The sequence below is a fragment of the Caballeronia sp. SBC1 genome, assembly GCF_011493005.1.
In the GTDB taxonomy this organism is placed as follows: domain Bacteria; phylum Pseudomonadota; class Gammaproteobacteria; order Burkholderiales; family Burkholderiaceae; genus Caballeronia.
Genome location: NZ_CP049157.1, coordinates 761,475 through 778,681, shown reverse-complemented (window position 1 = coordinate 778,681; position 17,207 = coordinate 761,475). Strand labels below are relative to the sequence as shown.

Here is a 17,207-nt window from a genome sequence, read left to right as displayed (position 1 = left end):
GCCGACGCAGACGACCCATTTTAAGGTGGCGGCGAAACGGTCGGCGGCGAACGTTTCTCATCGCCCGCCGCCATCTATATGCGCTTTTACACCGCCGCTAACACGGCTGCACGCAACCCGGAGCGGCCGTTCGTCACCGAATGCACGCGATGTCTGCTTACAAGGTAAAACAGCCGCCCGCTTTTCCGGTCTGTCCGGCGGATCATCGGCCTTTGCGGTCGTTGGCGAGCTCGTCCCAGTCTTCGCGAATGTCGGCTTCAGGCGCATTAGTTGAACTGACGCTATCGGCCATGAAGAGTCATTCGCTTGCACCGTCATCAGGACACCGGAGCGACTTCTTCATGCTAGACAACGGACCATCGCGCGTTGACCAGATCAAAGCGACTGCGCTTGCAGGCGCGCTCATCCACGCAACGCGCAGCGACTACGTCGGCTGAAGATGAAAGATGCTATTGCTACTGAAGGAACGGACAAGATTCAGTTGGTTAAACCGTAAAACCTCGAAGTTTCGCAACGCGCGCATACCGTGCTGAAATTAGTGGATTCCTACTGCAGGCGTTGCTCGTCCCTGGCGTTCAGCTCCAGCCGATCTGCCAAACACTTCGAGATAGACCTCGCCTTTGACGTGTGCGGGCGACTGCATGCAGATGCGGCACAACGGAAATTCGATCTCTTTGATTTTCCAGACTATCAATCAACCGTGTCATGCGACTCGCGTTCCGAACCGCCCGCCGCAGAAGCGCGCGCAAAGCGCATTTGATACTCGCTCGGCGAAAGTCCGGTTTTGCGCTTGAACAACTCTCGAAACGTACTGATGTCTCCATAGCCAACACGCTGGCTGACTATCTCAAGCCCGATGGGCCTCGACTCCAGCAACTGTTTGGCTACTTCTATGCGCAGGTTCTGCAGATACGTTAGTGGCGCAAGGCCTACTGCCTGCTTGAAACGCCGGTTAAGCGTCCGTTCGCTGACAGCAAGCCAGGCAGCGAGCTCGCTCAGCCGGAACCCCTCCTGAAGTGTCGCCTCCATGCGCTGTTGAGCTCGCGCGACGAGCGAGTCGACATGTCCGTGGTCGTCGAGCAATTTCGCGTAAGACGCTTGAGAAGTCCGGTTCATATCGATCAGTAGCGACTTGGCGGTCATCGCCGCAAGTTTGTCGCCAGCGAACATCTCTACCAGCCGTACGGCGAGATTGAGATACGACGTCACCGAACCGCCCGAGACAATGCCGTCCTGCCAGGTCAGGACCTCCCGGGCGCGGAGTTCGACACGCGGATACCGTCGGGCGAAGTCAGCCGCGTTGGCCCAGTGTGTGGTGGCGACCCGGCCGTCCAGCAAACCCGCCTCGGCAAGCAGATAGTTGCCAGTGCAGTACGCAGCCAGCACGGCGCCTGCCTTGCGCTGGCGCCGTAGCGCGGAAGAGAGCGCATTCATGTGCTCGCGGCGGCCGATGAACTCGTCCATGTTGGAAAAAAACGGGGCCGTTAGCAGGATGGCATCTGCACGTTTGCGCGGATCGATTTTGCCGTCCACCGGAATGCTCTGGCCCGACGCAGCCGTGACGGGCTGTCCGTCCAGCGATTCCACGCGCCACGCGAACATGGGTAAAGGTTTGGCCCCACGCGCGGCTAACTTGCCGTTCAGGTAGTTGGCGGCGCTCAGGACGTCAATGGGTCCCGCGACGCCCGACGCCAGAATTCCGTCATAGACCCAGATCCTGATCGTGATCATTTGCGCATGTGTCTGATATTCCTCGAATAATGGCAATGCTGCCACTTCCAGGTGTGTCCGTAAAGGCCGATTATCGCCCCATCGAAACACCTGAAGAGGGAACGACATCATGCCAATGATCGACGCACTGTGGCCGGACGACGCCTTGACGCCTGAAGCGGAAGCACGTCTGGTTAAAGAACTGACCGACATCCTGATCAAGGCGGAAGGCTATGACGCGGCTAATCCGATTGCGCAAAGCGTGACGGTGCTTCATCTCCATCGGCCGGCCGCAGTATTCGTCGCAGGAGAACGTTCGAAGGCGGCGCGCTACCGGATCATTCCGTCGGCGCCAGAGGGGCAATACACGGCCGAGTCACGCAACGCGTTGGTTAAAGCGGTGACGGAAGCGGTGGCCCGCGCCGAGAACCGACCGTTCGACGAGGTCTCGCCGCGCGTCTGGGTTTTTCCGACGGAGATTCCGGACGGCACCTGGGGCAGTCGCGGTGCCATCTGGACGCTCTCCGACATTCACGCAATTCTGGCCGGTGAGTCCGAACGAAGCGTCGGCGAGGATCGACTCGCCCGCAGACGACGGGAAAAGGCGCGCATCACGCTGGTAGCCGCAGTCGATGCCGCTAGCGTTGCGACTTCCATGTCCTAGCAGCGTCTCTCGCGTTCTGTTCAGCGAGACGGCAGAGGGTGTCGCGCTCGCTAACTATTTCGATACTACCGGTGGAGAAGCCGATATGAGATTCAACGATACCGCGCCAGTTCTTGAGCCTGCCGGCGGCCTGCCGTTCTGGCTGGCAAAGCTGGCCGAAAATGCGACGCTTGAGGCGACTGTCCTGAAGCGTCCGGTGGAAGGGCGAGCGGACATCCTGGCGGTGATCAGGCACGCTGTCGCGCTCTACGAGTTCCAGCATCACAGCTACAAGGGCGAGATCGGCAACGGACTCTACCTGGAGTCCTACCGTTCGCAAATTCAGGGCGTGCCGATCGAGACTCTGCTCGTGGCGCACATAAATGAACAGGGTGAAGCTGATTCTGTGGTGATCAACCATCGTCCGATGAATGCGGCGATTCTGTTTTCAAAACTGATGCGGGAGCGGGTCGATGAACGGTTCCGCGACCTCTATCTGGCAGGGCCGGAAGCCGACACCGAAACATAAGCCGATCATGTCTTTAGATATTCAAAACAAAGCAGGTCATGACGTCAGCGGTGAGATTGCGCAGAACTGTCTGCTGACGTGCACGCGGCAGATCTCCAGAGTTTTGACTGCGATCTACGACGAGGCGCTACGGCCGTTCGGCATTAACGCCTCTCAATTCAGCCTGCTTGTCCTCATTGTTGCGCTTGGACCCATTAGCCGCGCGGATCTGGGGCGCAAGAATCATCACGATCGGTCGACGCTGACAAGGAATTTGCAGCCCCTCATCTCTCGGGAGTGGGTTTTCGAAGGTGCCCCTGAAAGCAATGGCCGCAGTCGGCCCCTTGCGCTGACAGGACAAGGCAAAACATTGCTCGGCAACGCTGCGTCTGCGTGGTCGACTGCGCAGGCAAGAGCCAGATTGCTTGTCGGAGAGGGCGGGGCTAACGCGCTCATGGGCATCGCGGGCAAGTTACCGCAGCGCATGCGCTAATTTTTCTAATCGTCAATGTTGCATATGCAATATCGCAAGGGCGCTCTGTGCCCGTTCTTATGAATCAAGGAGTTTGCAATGAAAGTCGTCAAAGCCGCAGCAGTCCAGATCAGCCCGGTGCTTTACAGCCGTGAGGCCACCGTCGCAAAGGTCGTGCAGAAGATCCACGAACTCGGCCAGCAGGGCGTGCAGTTCGCTACGTTTCCGGAAACTGTGGTGCCTTATTACCCGTACTTTGCAGCGGTCCAGACGGGCATTCAGCTTTTGTCTGGAAAAGAGCATCTGAGGCTGCTCGAGCAGTCCGTGACGGTGCCCTCTCCCGCGACAGACGCAATTGGCGAGGCGGCCCGCAAGGCAGGCATGGTGGTGTCGATCGGCGTCAACGAGCGTGATGGCGGAACCATCTACAACACTCAGCTGCTCTTCGATGCCGATGGCACCTTGATCCAGCGCCGGCGCAAGATTACCCCTACGCATTTCGAGCGGATGATCTGGGGGCAGGGCGACGGGTCGGGTCTGCGCGCCGTCGATAGCAAGGTCGGGCGCATTGGTCAGTTGGCATGCTTTGAGCACAACAATCCGCTGGCGCGCTACGCGATGATGGCCGACGGCGAGCAGATCCATTCGGCGATGTATCCGGGTTCCGCTTTCGGCGAGGGATTTGCGCAAAGGATGGAAATCAATATCCGTCAGCACGCACTGGAGTCCGGCTGTTTTGTCGTCAACGCGACGGCGTGGCTGGATGCCGATCAGCAGGCGCAAATCATGAAGGACACCGGCTGCGAAGTTGGTCCGATCTCGGGTGGTTGCTTCACCACCATTGTGACGCCCGAGGGCATGCTGATCGGCGAACCTCTCCGCTCGGGCGAGGGCGAGGTCATTGCCGATCTCGACTTCACGATGATCGACCGACGCAAGCTGTTGATGGACTCGGCCGGTCACTACAACCGGCCGGAACTGCTGAGTCTGATGATCGACCGTACCCCGACTGCGCACATTCACGAACGCGGCCTCCACGGCAAATCGATCGCAGAACAAGGCTCGGACGATGTGAGCATCACGGCTGCCTGAGCATGTCGAATCGACCGCGGCACATGCCTTCTTTTAACTAACTCTCTAAATGTAGGGAGACATACTTTGAAAGTCATATCGAGAATTGTCACTGCCAGCGCAGCGTTGGCAGCGCTGATGTTGCCCCTTGCGCCCAGTTACGCGCAGCCACTGTCCGACGTCGGCACTGATGCGACGATCGTGCATAAGGCGACCGCCGGGAAGAACACCAACGTATCCGATCCGGCGCTGGTGAAGTCGTTGCCCGGATTCAGGAACGGCTACGCCGAGGTGGATGGCGTACGGCTGCATTACGTCGTGGGCGGCAAAGGCGAACCATTGGTTCTGCTGCCGGGCTGGCCCGAGACCTGGTGGACGTTCCACAAGATCATGCCGGCGCTGGCCGAGCAGCACACCGTCATCGCCGTGGACCTGCGTGGCATGGGTTCATCGTCGAGACCCGCCGATGGTTACGACAAGAAGACCATGGCCAGAGACGTCTACGAACTGGTCAAATCATTGGGCTATGACAAGGCCAGTGTTGCCGGACATGACATCGGTTCGGCTGTGGCGTTCGCATATGGCGAGAACTATCCGCAGGCCACCGACAAACTTGTGATGATGGAGTTGCCACACCCGGACGACAGCCTGATGTCGTTTCCGCTGCTACCGGCGCAAGGCGCCTTCAGCGACAAGCTGGGCGCGGCGCGTCCTCACCTGTGGTGGTTCGCGTTCAATCAGGTGCAGGGGCTGCCGGAGAAGCTTCTGGCCGGTCACATTCGGGTGGAACAGGACTGGATCTTCAACTACTTTTTAGAGGACGCGAGCACAGTAGACGCGCGCGACCGCGCCGTGTACGAGCGGGCGTACAACACGGCCGACGCGATTCGTGCAAGCAACGCGTGGTATCAGGCCTTCCCCCAGGATGTGATCGACAACAAGGGGTACGGCACGCTGCAGATGCCCGTCCTTGCATTAGGTGGCCCGGCGTACGGATGGATGAAGAAGGTCGTCGCGCAGAAAGCGGCGAATCTGACCGCGGTGAAGGTGGAGAACAGCGGCCACTTCATTCAGGAAGAGCAGTCGGAACTCGTGGCCAGAACGATGATTGATTTCCTGCAAGACGATCATCAACCGGCACTGAAACTCTGATCCGACAGCCACTCCGTCGGGATTCATTTCGTCCTTAAGTGTGCATATGCATAAATGCATGGGTACTTATCGAAGAGGTTAAAGATATGAAGATTCAAACTACACAGGATCGGCCGATTCTGGTCACGGGAGCCGCCGGCGCGATTGGTGGCATCGGCCGCAACGTCACCGAAATGCTCCTCGCCAAGGGGCATAAGGTGCGCGCTCTGGTTCGCCGTGAGGATAAACGCGCGGAAGAATTGCGTCGGCTCGGCGCCGAGGTCGTGCTGGGCGACCTGACTGATCTCGCTTCGATGCATCGTGCGATAGAAGGGTGCTCGGGCGTTTATTTCGGCATGTCGATCTCGGCGAATTACCTGGAAGCCACGGTCAACGTCGCTGCAGTGGCGCGTCACCATGGCGTCGAAGGCCTCGTGAACATGTCGCAGATGACGGTCACGGAAATGAGCATCACGGAGACCACCGGCAGCCCTCAGCACAAGCTGCACTGGCTTGCCGAGCAGGTCCTGGCATGGTCAGGGCTGCCTGTCGTCACGGTGCGGCCCACGGTCTTTCTCGAAGGCTTCTTTCTGCGTCTCGCCGACGCAGGCGTGCGTGATCGCGATGAACTGGTGTTGCCGCTAGGCAGCAGCCGCACTTCGCCGATCTCTGCTGTCGACGTGGCGCGTGCCGTATCCGTCATCCTCGACGATCCGGCGCCGCACATCGGCCATGTCTATAACCTGACGGGGCCCGAGTCCGCTGATCTTGAGCACTATGCGCGTGCTTTTTCCGACGCACTCGGCCGGACGATCCATTACCGCGACGTGCCGCTTTCTGCGTGGACCAACACGCTCCGGGAAGTGGGCGTGCCAACGCATCTCGTCGATCACCTCGCCGTGATGGCTGAACTTCACACGCAGGGAAGATACGACCGCATGACGGACGATCTGTTCGAGCTCACCGGTAAGGCACCGACGAACATGCACGAATTCGTGACGCTCCACGCCGCTGAGTTCACTCGCGGTGAAACGACCATTTGATGCCTTCGTCTTCTGCAGACGCCGGCTTATCGCAATCGTAAGCGCGTGAGGTCACGCTGCTACTAACCGAGGACCTGGCCCATCGCCAACCGGAAACTTATGTCAGACAACACCTCCCCCCAATCACCATCGCGCCGTCGCTTTGTTGGTGTGGCAGCGGCAGCCGTTGCTGCCGGCTCCTTGAGTCAGCTCGCGTTCGCGCAGACGAATCAAACCATCACTGACGCTGCCTCGTCGACCGGTGCCGACAAGACCGCTGTTCGTCCGCTTCGTATCCATGTGCCCGAGTCGCAACTGACCGACTTGCGGCGACGCATCAAGGCGACGAGGTGGCCGGATCGGGAAGTAGTCACCGATGACTCGCAAGGCGTGCCGCTCGCGATGATTCAGGAACTCGCGCGTCATTGGTCAACCGATTACGACTGGCGCAAGGTCGAGGCGAAACTGAACGCGCTGCCGAATTTCGTGACTGAGATCGACGGCGTGGACATCCATTTCATCCACGTCCGTTCTAAGCATGACAACGCGATGCCGCTCGTGGTCACGCACGGATGGCCCGGCTCCGTCATCGAGCAACTCAAGATCATCGATCCGTTGGTCAATCCGACCGCGTATGGCGCGAGCGCATCGGATGCATTCCATCTGGTGATTCCGTCGTTACCGGGTTATGGATTTTCGGGCAAGCCTAGAGAAGTCGGCTGGGGTCCGGAACGCACCGCACGTGCCTGGGTCGTAATGATGAAGCGCCTGGGTTATTCGAAATTCGCGGCGCAGGGCGGCGATCTCGGCGGCATTGTGGCCAACGTGATGGCCAAGCAGGCCCCGCCGGAGTTGATTGGTATTCATGTGAACTTCCCCGCGACGATTCCACCAGCGATCGCAAAGGCACTTCAAGTCGGCGATCCGGCGCCAGCTAGCCTGTCGGCTGACGAAAGACTCGCGTACGACCAACTCAGCGCCCTGTCCAAGCGCCGCGCCTACGCATTGGAACAGGGCACACGTCCGCAAACCCTCTACGGACTGGCGGACTCACCCGTTGCATTGGCGAGCTGGATGCTGGATCACCCGGACGGTTACGGCCAGCCCGCAGCGGCACTCACCTCAGCCGTGTTCGGGCGCACGATCAACGGACACTCTGCGGGCGACGTGACACGAGACGACGTTCTCGACGACATCACGCTTTACTGGTTGACGAATACAGGGGTTTCCGCGGCTCGCTTCTATTGGGAATCTCACTTCAACTTTTATGCAGCCGCCGACGTCTCCGTCCCGGCTGCCGTGAGTGCCTTTCCTGGTGAGAATTATCAGGCCCCGCGGAGTTGGTCGGAGCAGGCGTATCACAACCTCATTTACTACAACCGACCCGAAAAAGGCGGCCATTTTGCGGCGTGGGAGCAGCCGATGTTGTTTGTGGAAGAGGTGCGCGCGGGTCTGAGACCGCTGCGCACGTAATGGGTCTAAGGAGGTTCCGGCCTCCTTTTCACGTGTCTCTTGAATTTGACCCGTCAGGTGCCGGTAGTGGCACGGACCTTTTCTGGGTTCCACACATGTCTGGAAACATCTACATCTCGACAAACCTGCTGCTTGCCTAAGCAGCGTATTTCGTTGGCACCGCGAGTCTAGCTCGTTTCGGTAACTTTGCTTGTCGAATTTCGTAAACAACAGCCTCTGTGCTGATCACTTCTGCTGGAGTTTCCATGTCGCAAACCACCCCGATGCCAACCACGCTAACCACGAAGATATTGGCGATTGGCACCCTTCCGCCGGGCACGGACATGCAACTTGTCCAACACATTCTTTCGACCGAAGTTCGCGAGACGGCGCAGCTCTACCTCGAGGGCAAGATTGACCAGTGGTATTCACTGCAAGACCGAGCCGGGGTGGCGTTCATCCTGAACGTTACAGACGTAAATCAAGCCCATGAAATGCTTGAGGCACTTCCATTGGGGAAGGCGCACTTAATGTCATTCTCGCTCCTCCCAATAGGCCCACTGAAACCGTTGAGCAAGCTTTTGAATCCACCCCCTCTTCAGTAGAAAGCGCTAGAGCGTACTGGGCTACTGTTAATGGGTAGCGTCGGTTCAACGTTCAATGAACCTGTTGGCCGAAAGTTTTATACCGTTGACGTGCGCAGTTCAGCGTTACATGAACATCGACCGTTGAGGCTCTTCTCATCACCTTCAGTGTGAGTGAGGCGTGCCCTCTGGGACCGTGAACGTCACCGTTTGCCTGCACTCAGCACACCCAGCGAATACGTGGTGTTGAGCGTCGACCAACTCGACAAGCATTTTGTGCTGACCGGGCGGCAGACCCGCCACGCTGATTGTATTGACGTCATTCGCTTCTACCCAACCCCAGGGCAGATCGTCGATGTGTACGTGCAGATGCCCGATTCGTGGAGACACGTTGAGCGCGGCTGCCCCGAACACCGGTACGATATGCACGTTCTCCACCCGATATTGGATCCAGACGATGCCGTGGGCCAGACCTGCGGCAAGCGGGGTGGGATCCACAATCAGTTTGGGTGGGGGCTCGTTATCGATGGCGACGTACGGTGAGGCCACGCCGACCTTTCCTGTGCTCTGGGCGAAGGCGGTCGTTGCGAGCACGGTACCAGCCGCGACGGCGGCAAGCGTCTTGATCAGCATGTTCATTTGCGTTCTGACTATTTGATTCCCAAGGGGAAAAGTTTCGATTAGCTTGGCCCGGAATCGCCGGGCCGTGTCATGGCAGTTGCACGAATGTGACCTCCCAGGCTCTCCGACAATCAGCCACCGGTTATCAATTCGATCCATTGAGCGGCCGTCGTTACAAAATGACCCGGCACGAAGAACACGCCCAACCGATAGTGCGGCAGCAACCTGATATCCGAAGCAAGCCCAGTTTTTGAGGCGCGCTGTTCTGCTCGCGATGGGCGTATTTGAGCAGGTGAGTGTATCCCGCTTGTGTTCGAAAGTCAGTTGTGTGTAAGCGCGTGTATCTCTTTCTGTCTGGAGATACGTTGGAATACAAAAGGACAGTGCGGGTTAGGAGGGAAGCCAGCGCTGAGAATCAGTTGCTGTTCGAACTTGAACCGCCCCGGATTTGGTGGAGGCTCCAACTCTTGAGAGTGATTCATCGGGTTTTGCCCGACCCCGAAGGATGAAGCGCGCGACTGCTGCAGGCGGATCTGGGAAGGAATACGATTACGAGGCAGCGGTGGTCGAGGTCGGCCCATTATCTGGTGCACTGAGCCCGTTTGAGAGTTGGACCCGCAACCCTGCGAGCACCCCGAATTGTGACCGAGGGCAAATGTCGCCCTGCCGGAGCACGCTTACCAGAATCCGATAACGAGGGTTGTCGCCGCTGCCATTCTCTATCTTGCAGGAGGGCAGCATGCAGGTACTCTATCCGCGCTGTGCCGGGCTGGACATACATAAGGACATCATCGTCGCCTGCGTCCGTTGTGTGTCAGCGCCGGAGCACCGTGAAGTGCAGAGATTTTACAGTACCACTAAGGGATTGCTGGCGCTGTCGGACTGGCTGGCCGTCCATGGCTGTTCCCACGTGGCAATGGAAGCCACCGGCGTTTACTGGAAGCCAGTGTGGCACGTTCTCGAGGGCTCCTTCGAACTCGTGCTGGGCAACGCTGCGCATATTCGGAACGTGCCTGGCCGCAAAACCGATGTGAACGATGCGACGTGGATCGCAGACCTGCTCGCACACGGGCTGATCCGCTCCAGCTTCGTCCCGCCGGCCGCGATCCAGGAGTTACGTGATCTGACACGCACACGCAAACAGCTGACGCGCGAGATCGCCCAGCATTGTCTGCGTGTCCAGAAGGTGCTCGAGGATGCCAATCTCAAACTGGGCAGTGTCCTTTCTGACGTACTTGGCGGCAGCGGACGCGCGATTCTGAAGGCCATCATCTCGGGCGAGAACGATCCGGTGCTGCTCGCGGCACTGGCGCAAGGTCACGCGCGCAAGAAGACGAGTGAACTACGCGAAGCATTGCGCGGCCGCATAACTTCACATCACCGTACGATGCTCGCGCTGCATTTGCAGCTCATCGACGCCCTTGAGCACGCGCTGACTGAACTGGATGCCGCCGTGGGACTTGCTCTGACGCCAATCCGGCAGCACGTTCAACTGCTAAGAACCATTCCCGGCGTCGGTGACCTGACCGCGCGGGTCCTGGTGGCCGAGATTGGGGTCGACATGACGCGCTTTCCCGATTCCGCTCACCTCATATCGTGGGCCGGACTGTGTCCCCGCAATGATGAGAGCGCCGGTAAGCGCCGCAGTACGCGTGTCCGCAAGAGCGGCACATGGCTCAAGACGGCACTCGTGACTGCCGCATGGGCCGCAGTACGTACGAAGAACAGCTACCTGTTCGCCCAGTTCACTCGCGTCAAGGCGCGGCGCGGTTCAAAGAAAGCAATCATCGCAGTGGCTGCGTCGATGCTCACCGCAGCGTGGCACATGCTTCGCAATGGCGTGGAATACGCAGATCTCGGTGCAGACTATTTCACCCGGCACGACATGCAGAGCACCGTTAAGCGATTACTAAAACGCCTCACGGATCTTGGATATCCGGTGCAGCCAGCTTCCCCGTCATAACGGCTTCTTACCAGAATGGAGCCATGAGCAAGCCAAGCCAATTTTCCCCTGAAGTCCGAGAGCGCGCCGTTCGTCTGGTGCGCGAGCAGCGTGGCGAGCACCCGTCACTGTGGGCAGCTGTTGAAACCATTGCGCCGATGATCGGTTGTTCGAGCCAGACCCTATTGGGCTGGGTCAAGCGTGAGCAGATCGACAGCGGCGAGCGCGAAGGCGTGACCACGTCGGAGCGTGAACGCCTCAAGACGCTGGAACGTGAGAACAAGGAACTGCGCCGCGCCAACGAGATTCTGAAGTTGGCGAGCGCGTTTTTCGCCCAGGCGGAGCTCGACCGCCGTCTGAAGTCCTGAAGGCCTTCGTCGATCAGCATCGCGACACCTTCGGGGTCGAGTCGATCTGCAAGGTCTTGCGGATTGCCCCGTCGGGCTATCGGCGTCATGCCGCGCAACTTCGCGATCCGTCGCGGCGCTGTGCTCGCGCGATACGCGATGAACTTCTGCAACCCGAGATCAAGCGTGTCTGGCAGGCCAACATGCAAGTGTACGGCGCGGATAAGGTCTGGAAGCAGATGAACCGGGAGCGCATCGAGGTGGCTCGCTGCACCGTTGAACGATTGATGAGGCGACTGGGTTTGCGTGGCGTGATGCGAGGCAAGCGTGTTCGCACGACCGTCCCCAATGCCTGCGCCCCGCGCCCGCTGGATCGGGTCAATCGCCAGTTCAACGCTTCGCGGCCAAACCAGCTTTGGGTCTCGGACTTCACCTACGTCTCGACGTGGCAGGGCTGGTTGTACGTCGCGTTCGTGATCGACGTGTTCGCTCGGCGGATCGTTGGTTGGCGCGTCAGCACGTCGATGACCACGGACTTCGTTCTGGATGCGCTTGAACAGGCACTTTACGCACGGCGACCAGGCGGCGACGGAATGCTGATACACCACTCCGACAGAGGTTCGCAATACGTCAGCGTTCGCTATAGCGAGCGGCTCGCCGAAGCGGGCATCGAACCGTCGGTCGGCAGTCGGGGCGATAGCTACGATAATGCCCTCGCTGAAACGATCAACGGCTTGTACAAGGCTGAACTGATTCATCGCCGCACCTGGAAAACACGTGAGTCCGTCGAGTTGGCAACGCTGGAATGGGTGGCCTGGTTCAATCACCATCGGCTGATGGAACCGCTTGGCTATATCCCGCCCGCTGAAGCTGAGGCAAACTACTACCGGCAACTTGAAACATCCGCCGTTGAACCCGTATTAACTTAAACCAAGCAGCCTCCACGATTCCCGGGGCGGTTCAACTGATGCTCAGATTGCCGGTCATGGACAAGACCATGACGGTCCTCGACGACGCAGGCGGAGTATTGGGGGAATGACCAGGGCGGTAGCGCGATGATCTCGCGAGATCTCCGTCACCGGTGCTGTGTGACTCGGCTTCTACATTCTGCTTTGGATCTTCTACAGCAACTGCAGATATCTCCGCTAGCTGCGCGACCGTGGATGGACCAATGGCGGAGCGGTTACAGCAACAGCCTGACGTAGCGCACATCTATCTACCCGTGAGCGAAGGTCGGTTGAGGCTCTGACAACAGCCCGTTGCGAAGGAACGACTCCAATGGCAGCGAAGGGTCGCGTGCTGCCGACCGCAGCCGTGCGGGGCTCAAGCAGGTGTGCCAATCGCATAAGGCAGTACCCGGCCAGGAGCGTACATCGCCGCGATGACTCCCGACGCAGTGAAGGTGTCTGCGGTAAAAGGAACGCCAACGCCTTCTGAGACAGGCGTCCAAATCCTCATCGCGCCAGATAGAAGTCCAAGGGGATAAGCTCGACGGCCCATCCGCCTTCTTCGCCCAGTGTGGCAGCCGGGTGCATGGACGCGATGCGTAACGCCCCGTCAAGGCTGTCCGCCTCGATGATGAATAGGCCGCCCACGACTTCCTTCGACTCGGTGTAAGGCCCATCGGTGATGCGCGTCTCTCCAGTGCGCGGGCGAAGCGTCCTCCACTTGTCCAGATCGCCAAGGGAGGCGGAAATCAGAACCTTGCCGGTAGCGCGCATCTTCTCGTCCAATGCCGGGCACTGGCTCACCAATTCCTTGATTTCGTCTGGCGCCATCGCGGCGAATTTTTCGGGGGAGAAGTAGGCCAGGCCGAGGTATTTCATGGGAAATCCTTTGAATGGGGTTCACTAACGACGAATATGATGATCGGAAATCGACAATCCTCTGGCTAGTTTGTAGCGGGTCTCACCAGCCTGTCCGCTTCGGGTCCCCTCCTGCCCGACGTAGACGGACGGATGGGGAAAGACTTCAAGATTCGAGAGGACGGGGTTCGGCCACTTTGAGTCATCCAGTCAAACTTTGCGAATGTCCGTTTGCAGTTTGTTGGCAGCCAAATTTCTGCTTAACTCTGCGACGGCGGCAGCGGTCAAGAGGCTATGAGGCATGAACTGCCTTCGCTTTCGTGTGCCAGTACGCCGCCGTACCGAATTCCCGTCGCAGGCGGAACACTGTCATCGCAAGCCGCCTATTTTTCGCGCCCGTCGCGATCAAAAACGCAGTTGCGTCTGGGAATGTCATTGGCGATCTGAAAGTCGTCAAAAACTGACGGCGTGAAAGTGCTTTTTCTTCCGGCATTTTCTTCAAGTTCATCCCTCTAGAACCTGGCTTTTCTTCGGTTCTTCTTCGGTCCTTTCTGTCGCTGGGCGGTGGTGTTGTGCCTGATTCTTCGCGCACGAGCCGGGTCGGCTCAGCTCGCGCGCGAAGGCACATGATCTGGCCCCATGGCGGGCCAGTCCATGAAACGCCAACGACAGCGTAAGTGCCTGGGGTGCGGGTTGTTGTTCCGGTGACCCGCGCAATGTGCGGCACCTCGAAGCGTTACAAGAGATTATCGACGCAAACACTACTTGAAATTATGTTGTTATACAGTTATAACAACATTCAAGACGTTCCAGTCAAGTTCGCCGCGCTGATCTGGCGAACGGTCAAACCAGCGCATGCACTTGATGCCTGATCTGATGATCGAGCTTCGCGGCTTCGCGTGAATATCGAACCCAGCGGGAGCGTCCCCGTATTCGTCGGTTGGTCCCTTAAATAACGAGCTACTCATATGACACATGCGTCTATCCTGCGTGAACATCTAAGCAATCGCGAACTTGTCGTTGCTCCTGGCGTCTTTGACGGATTGACCGCGCGCCTCGCCGAACAGGCTGGTTTCACCACGCTGTACATGACTGGCGCAGGCACCGCAGCCGCGCGCGGATATCCCGACTACGGGCTGTTGACGATGACCGAGATGGTCGAGAACGCCGGCGTGATCGCACGCAGCGTGTCCGTACCGCTGATCGCCGATGCGGACACTGGCTTCGGCAACGAGCTGAACGTCACGCGAACCGTACGCGAATATGCGCAGCGCGGTGTCGCCGGCATTCATATCGAAGATCAGCTCGCGCCCAAGCGCTGTGGCCATCTCGACGGCAAGGAACTGGTGTCGCGCGAAGAATTCATTGCAAAAATCCGCGCCGCGGTGGGCGCGCGCCCCGATCCCGATTTCGTGCTGATCGCGCGCACCGACGCGCGCGCTGTCGTGGGTCTGGATGAAGCGATCTGGCGCGCGAACGCCGCGCTCGATGCAGGCGCCGATATTGCATTCGTCGAAGCCGCGCAAGGGCTCGACGAAGTCGCGGCGGTGCCGCGCCTAGTCGACGGGCCGTGTCTGTTGAACATTGTGCGCGGCGGCAAGACGCCGGACATCGGCCTGCGAGAAATCGGCGAGATGGGCTATCGGGTTGCGATCCTGCCGAGCCTGCTGCTCGGCGCGGTGATCGAAAGTTGCGACAGCGTGCTCAAAGGACTGCGCGACACGCAGATGCCGCCTGCATCGGCCGGTCATGCGTCGGTGCGCGAACGCTTCCGCCGGCTCGGCTCTGACGAGTGGGACGCGATCCGCACACGCTTTCGCGACGAAGCCGTCGCCGACGGGAGCACATCGTGATTGCTTCGACGTTATTCGACAAAGTGTGGCAGCGCCATGTGATCGCGAAAGCCGGCGACGACTGGGCGCTGCTGCATATCGACCGCCTGCTGCTGCACGATCTGTCCGGCACTGCAGCATTGAATGCGATGACTGAACGCGGTCTTGCGATCGCTCATCCCGAACTGTCGTTCGCCACGCCGGATCACGCGGTCTCGACGCAGCCCGGCCGCACCGGCGAAACCTTCGCAGGCGGCGCCCGCCTGTGGGCCGGACTGAAGAAGCTGTCATCGCACAACGGGATCCGTTTCTTCGATCTAGGCGAAACCGGCCAGGGCATCGTGCACGTGATGGCCCCCGAGCTTGGCGTCGTTCAACCAGGCAGCACGCTCGTCTGCGGGGACAGCCATACGTGCACGAACGGTGGCGTCGGCGCGCTCGCGTTCGGCATCGGCTCGTCCGAACTCACGCATGCGCTTGCGACGCAAACGCTATGGCAACGCAAGCCAGCCACGATGCGCGTCCGCTTCGAGGGCCGGCTGCTCAACGGCGTGTTCGCGAAGGACCTGGTGATGTATCTGATCGGCAAGCTCGGCGCGCGCGCCGGCATCGGCTACGCGGTCGAATATGCGGGGCCGGCGATCCGGCAGCTTGGTGTCGAAGCGCGGCTGACCATCTGCAACCTGTCGATCGAAATGGGCGCGAAGTTCGGCATGATCGCGCCCGACGATACGACATTCGCGTATCTGGAAGGCCGCGAGTTTTCGCCGCGCGGCGAGCTGTTCGCGCGGGCGGTGGCGGACTGGCGCACGCTGCCGTCCGACGACGACGCGCAGTTCGCCCGTGAAGTGTCGTTCGATGCCGCCGACGTGCGCCCGATGCTCACGTGGGGTACGAGCCCCGAGCATGCGATGCCGATCGACGAGCGCATTCCCGATCCGAACGACGCCCCCGACGCGGCACGCCGCGACGCATGGCGCAACGCGCTCGACTACATGGGCCTGAAACCCGGCGAGCATCTCGCTGGCACGCCGGTCGACTGGGTGTTCATCGGCTCGTGCACGAACTCGCGGCTTTCGGATTTGCGCGAAGCGGCTAGCATCGCGCGCGGCCGGCGCGTCGCACCCGGCGTGCGCGCGTGGGTCGTGCCGGGCTCCGAGCAGGTCAAACGCGACGCGCAGGCCGAGGGGCTCGACCGCGTATTCAGGGAGGCCGGCTTCGAATGGCGCGAGCCCGGTTGCAGCATGTGCGTTGCGGCGAACGGCGAGACCGTGCCTGCGGGCGCGCGCTCGGTGTCGACGTCGAACCGCAATTTCGTCGGCCGCCAGGGGCCGGGCGCACGCACCCATCTCGCCAGTCCGCAAAGCGCGGCCGCCGCTGCGGTGATGGGCGTGATCGCCGATCCGAGGAGGCTCGCTGATGGATAAGGTCACCACCATTACGGGCGCCGCCGCGCCGTTGCTGAGACCGAATATCGATACCGACACCGTGATCCGCATCGAGCGGCTCACACAGAAGCCGCGTCACGAGCTAGGGCAGTACGCGCTCGAAGCGCTGCGCCTGCGTCCCGACGGTAGCGAGGATCCGGAATTCGTGCTGAACCGGCCTTCGTGGCGGCACGCGCCGATCCTGCTGACAGGTGCGAATTTCGGCTGCGGGTCGTCGCGCGAAGGCGCGGTGTGGGCGCTGATGGCGGCAGGGATTCGCTGCGTGATCGCCGAGAGCTTCGGCGAAATCTTCTACAACAACTGCTTCCAGAACGGCCTGCTGCCGGTGCAGCTCGATGCCGCGCTGATTCAGCTGCTTGCCGGCCTGTCGAGCGCGGGCACGACAGTGACCGTCGACCTGGTGACGCAGCGGATCATCGCGGGCGACGCCGAGTTCGGGTTTGAAATCGAGGCGCTTCGCCGCGACGCACTGCTCGAAGGTCTCGACGAGATCACACAGACATTGCGCCAGCGCGAGCGGATCGAAGCGTGGCAAAGCGCGGACCGCGAGCAGCGGCCCTGGATCTGGCAGAGCGTTCAGGCGCGCGCGTGACGCACGGCGAACCTCGACATCCTTCTT

Annotated in this window: 16 protein-coding genes and 1 other annotated feature; of the genes, 13 read left to right on the top strand and 3 right to left on the bottom strand. The window is 60.0% G+C overall.

Translation table 11 applies throughout. The features are described from left to right. Window positions 1–690 precede the first annotated feature (690 nt). Complete coding sequence (locus tag SBC1_RS21555) at window positions 691–1,731, bottom strand: GlxA family transcriptional regulator (RefSeq protein WP_165101368.1); 1,041 nt, start codon at window positions 1,729–1,731, stop codon at window positions 691–693. Window positions 1,732–1,840: 109 nt separating this feature from the next. Here SBC1_RS21555 and SBC1_RS21550 point away from each other — a divergent pair, with 109 nt between their 5' ends. The 8 genes from SBC1_RS21550 to SBC1_RS21515 all read left to right on the top strand — a co-directional run bounded on the left by SBC1_RS21550 (window position 1,841) and on the right by SBC1_RS21515 (window position 8,614). Then, window positions 1,841–2,374 (top strand): tautomerase family protein, encoded by a 534-nt coding sequence (locus SBC1_RS21550; RefSeq protein WP_165096595.1) that lies wholly within the window; start codon window positions 1,841–1,843, stop codon window positions 2,372–2,374. Window positions 2,375–2,459: 85 nt separating this feature from the next. Beyond that, window positions 2,460–2,882, top strand: coding sequence for a hypothetical protein (locus tag SBC1_RS21545; RefSeq protein WP_165096598.1), 423 nt, complete (start codon window positions 2,460–2,462; stop codon window positions 2,880–2,882). After that, window positions 2,827–3,354, top strand: coding sequence for a MarR family winged helix-turn-helix transcriptional regulator (locus SBC1_RS21540; protein WP_241202240.1), 528 nt, complete (start codon window positions 2,827–2,829; stop codon window positions 3,352–3,354). Before SBC1_RS21545 ends, SBC1_RS21540 begins: the two co-directional genes overlap by 56 nt. A 78-nt stretch (window positions 3,355–3,432) precedes the next feature. Beyond that, window positions 3,433–4,425, top strand: coding sequence for a carbon-nitrogen hydrolase family protein (locus SBC1_RS21535; RefSeq protein WP_165096601.1), 993 nt, complete (start codon window positions 3,433–3,435; stop codon window positions 4,423–4,425). 105 nt (window positions 4,426–4,530) lie between these two features. Beyond that, the gene (locus SBC1_RS21530) at window positions 4,531–5,556 is read left to right on the top strand and encodes an alpha/beta fold hydrolase (protein WP_243830315.1); all 1,026 of its coding nucleotides are present in this window, start codon (window positions 4,531–4,533) and stop codon (window positions 5,554–5,556) included. An 86-nt stretch (window positions 5,557–5,642) separates the two neighbouring features. Continuing rightward, entirely contained in the window at window positions 5,643–6,578 is a 936-nt protein-coding gene (locus SBC1_RS21525) for an NAD(P)H-binding protein (RefSeq protein ID WP_165096605.1), read from the top strand. Between the two features lie 99 nt (window positions 6,579–6,677). Beyond that, window positions 6,678–8,030, top strand: coding sequence for an epoxide hydrolase family protein (locus tag SBC1_RS21520; protein WP_165096608.1), 1,353 nt, complete (start codon window positions 6,678–6,680; stop codon window positions 8,028–8,030). A gap of 245 nt (window positions 8,031–8,275) precedes the next feature. Beyond that, window positions 8,276–8,614: a hypothetical protein gene (locus SBC1_RS21515; RefSeq protein ID WP_165096612.1), complete on the top strand. Its 339-nt coding sequence runs from the start codon at window positions 8,276–8,278 to the stop codon at window positions 8,612–8,614. A gap of 144 nt (window positions 8,615–8,758) precedes the next feature. Here SBC1_RS21515 and SBC1_RS21510 read toward each other — a convergent pair whose 3' ends face one another. Then, window positions 8,759–9,232, bottom strand: a complete 474-nt coding sequence (locus SBC1_RS21510) for a DUF6130 family protein (protein WP_165096616.1) — start codon at window positions 9,230–9,232, stop codon at window positions 8,759–8,761. A gap of 721 nt (window positions 9,233–9,953) precedes the next feature. On the opposite strand from SBC1_RS21510, the gene SBC1_RS21505 reads away from it, so the two are divergent. Together SBC1_RS21505 and SBC1_RS21500 are read left to right on the top strand one after the other, a co-directional pair. After that, window positions 9,954–11,177: an IS110 family transposase gene (locus tag SBC1_RS21505; protein WP_165988999.1), complete on the top strand. Its 1,224-nt coding sequence runs from the start codon at window positions 9,954–9,956 to the stop codon at window positions 11,175–11,177. A 23-nt stretch (window positions 11,178–11,200) separates the two neighbouring features. Further along, a protein-coding gene (locus SBC1_RS21500) for an IS3 family transposase (RefSeq protein WP_370469656.1) occupies window positions 11,201–12,432 on the top strand; the annotation gives its coding sequence in 2 pieces (ribosomal slippage) (window positions 11,201–11,492 and window positions 11,492–12,432; 1,233 coding nt in all). Then, window positions 11,479–11,595: a sequence feature (AL1L pseudoknot), on the top strand. Its footprint overlaps the gene before it by 117 nt. A gap of 525 nt (window positions 12,433–12,957) precedes the next feature. Here the strand turns inward: SBC1_RS21500 and SBC1_RS21495 are convergent. Then, a complete protein-coding gene (locus SBC1_RS21495; RefSeq protein WP_165096625.1) occupies window positions 12,958–13,329 on the bottom strand; it encodes a YciI family protein in 372 nt (123 codons plus the stop codon). 947 nt (window positions 13,330–14,276) lie between these two features. Here SBC1_RS21495 and SBC1_RS21490 point away from each other — a divergent pair. The 3 genes from SBC1_RS21490 to leuD are packed head-to-tail and all read left to right on the top strand — an operon-like array spanning window position 14,277 to window position 17,180. Then, entirely contained in the window at window positions 14,277–15,161 is an 885-nt protein-coding gene (locus tag SBC1_RS21490) for an oxaloacetate decarboxylase (protein ID WP_165096633.1), read from the top strand. Next, on the top strand, window positions 15,161–16,567 hold the full coding sequence (leuC, locus tag SBC1_RS21485) for a 3-isopropylmalate dehydratase large subunit (RefSeq protein ID WP_165101377.1): 1,407 nt from the start codon (window positions 15,161–15,163) through the stop codon (window positions 16,565–16,567). Before SBC1_RS21490 ends, leuC begins: the two co-directional genes overlap by 1 nt. Continuing rightward, entirely contained in the window at window positions 16,560–17,180 is a 621-nt protein-coding gene (gene leuD, locus SBC1_RS21480; protein ID WP_165096638.1) for a 3-isopropylmalate dehydratase small subunit, read from the top strand. Before leuC ends, leuD begins: the two co-directional genes overlap by 8 nt. Window positions 17,181–17,207 lie beyond the last annotated feature (27 nt).

Coding starts and splice junctions, on each gene's coding strand:
- SBC1_RS21555 (WP_165101368.1), bottom strand. CDS start 1,731: ATGATCACGATCAGGATCTGGGTCTATGACGGAATTCTGGCGTCGGGC.
- SBC1_RS21550 (WP_165096595.1), top strand. CDS start 1,841: ATGCCAATGATCGACGCACTGTGGCCGGACGACGCCTTGACGCCTGAA.
- SBC1_RS21545 (WP_165096598.1), top strand. CDS start 2,460: ATGAGATTCAACGATACCGCGCCAGTTCTTGAGCCTGCCGGCGGCCTG.
- SBC1_RS21540 (WP_241202240.1), top strand. CDS start 2,827: ATGAACGGTTCCGCGACCTCTATCTGGCAGGGCCGGAAGCCGACACCG.
- SBC1_RS21535 (WP_165096601.1), top strand. CDS start 3,433: ATGAAAGTCGTCAAAGCCGCAGCAGTCCAGATCAGCCCGGTGCTTTAC.
- SBC1_RS21525 (WP_165096605.1), top strand. CDS start 5,643: ATGAAGATTCAAACTACACAGGATCGGCCGATTCTGGTCACGGGAGCC.
- SBC1_RS21520 (WP_165096608.1), top strand. CDS start 6,678: ATGTCAGACAACACCTCCCCCCAATCACCATCGCGCCGTCGCTTTGTT.
- SBC1_RS21515 (WP_165096612.1), top strand. CDS start 8,276: ATGTCGCAAACCACCCCGATGCCAACCACGCTAACCACGAAGATATTG.
- SBC1_RS21510 (WP_165096616.1), bottom strand. CDS start 9,232: ATGAACATGCTGATCAAGACGCTTGCCGCCGTCGCGGCTGGTACCGTG.
- SBC1_RS21505 (WP_165988999.1), top strand. CDS start 9,954: ATGCAGGTACTCTATCCGCGCTGTGCCGGGCTGGACATACATAAGGAC.
- SBC1_RS21495 (WP_165096625.1), bottom strand. CDS start 13,329: ATGAAATACCTCGGCCTGGCCTACTTCTCCCCCGAAAAATTCGCCGCG.
- SBC1_RS21490 (WP_165096633.1), top strand. CDS start 14,277: ATGACACATGCGTCTATCCTGCGTGAACATCTAAGCAATCGCGAACTT.
- leuD (WP_165096638.1), top strand. CDS start 16,560: ATGGATAAGGTCACCACCATTACGGGCGCCGCCGCGCCGTTGCTGAGA.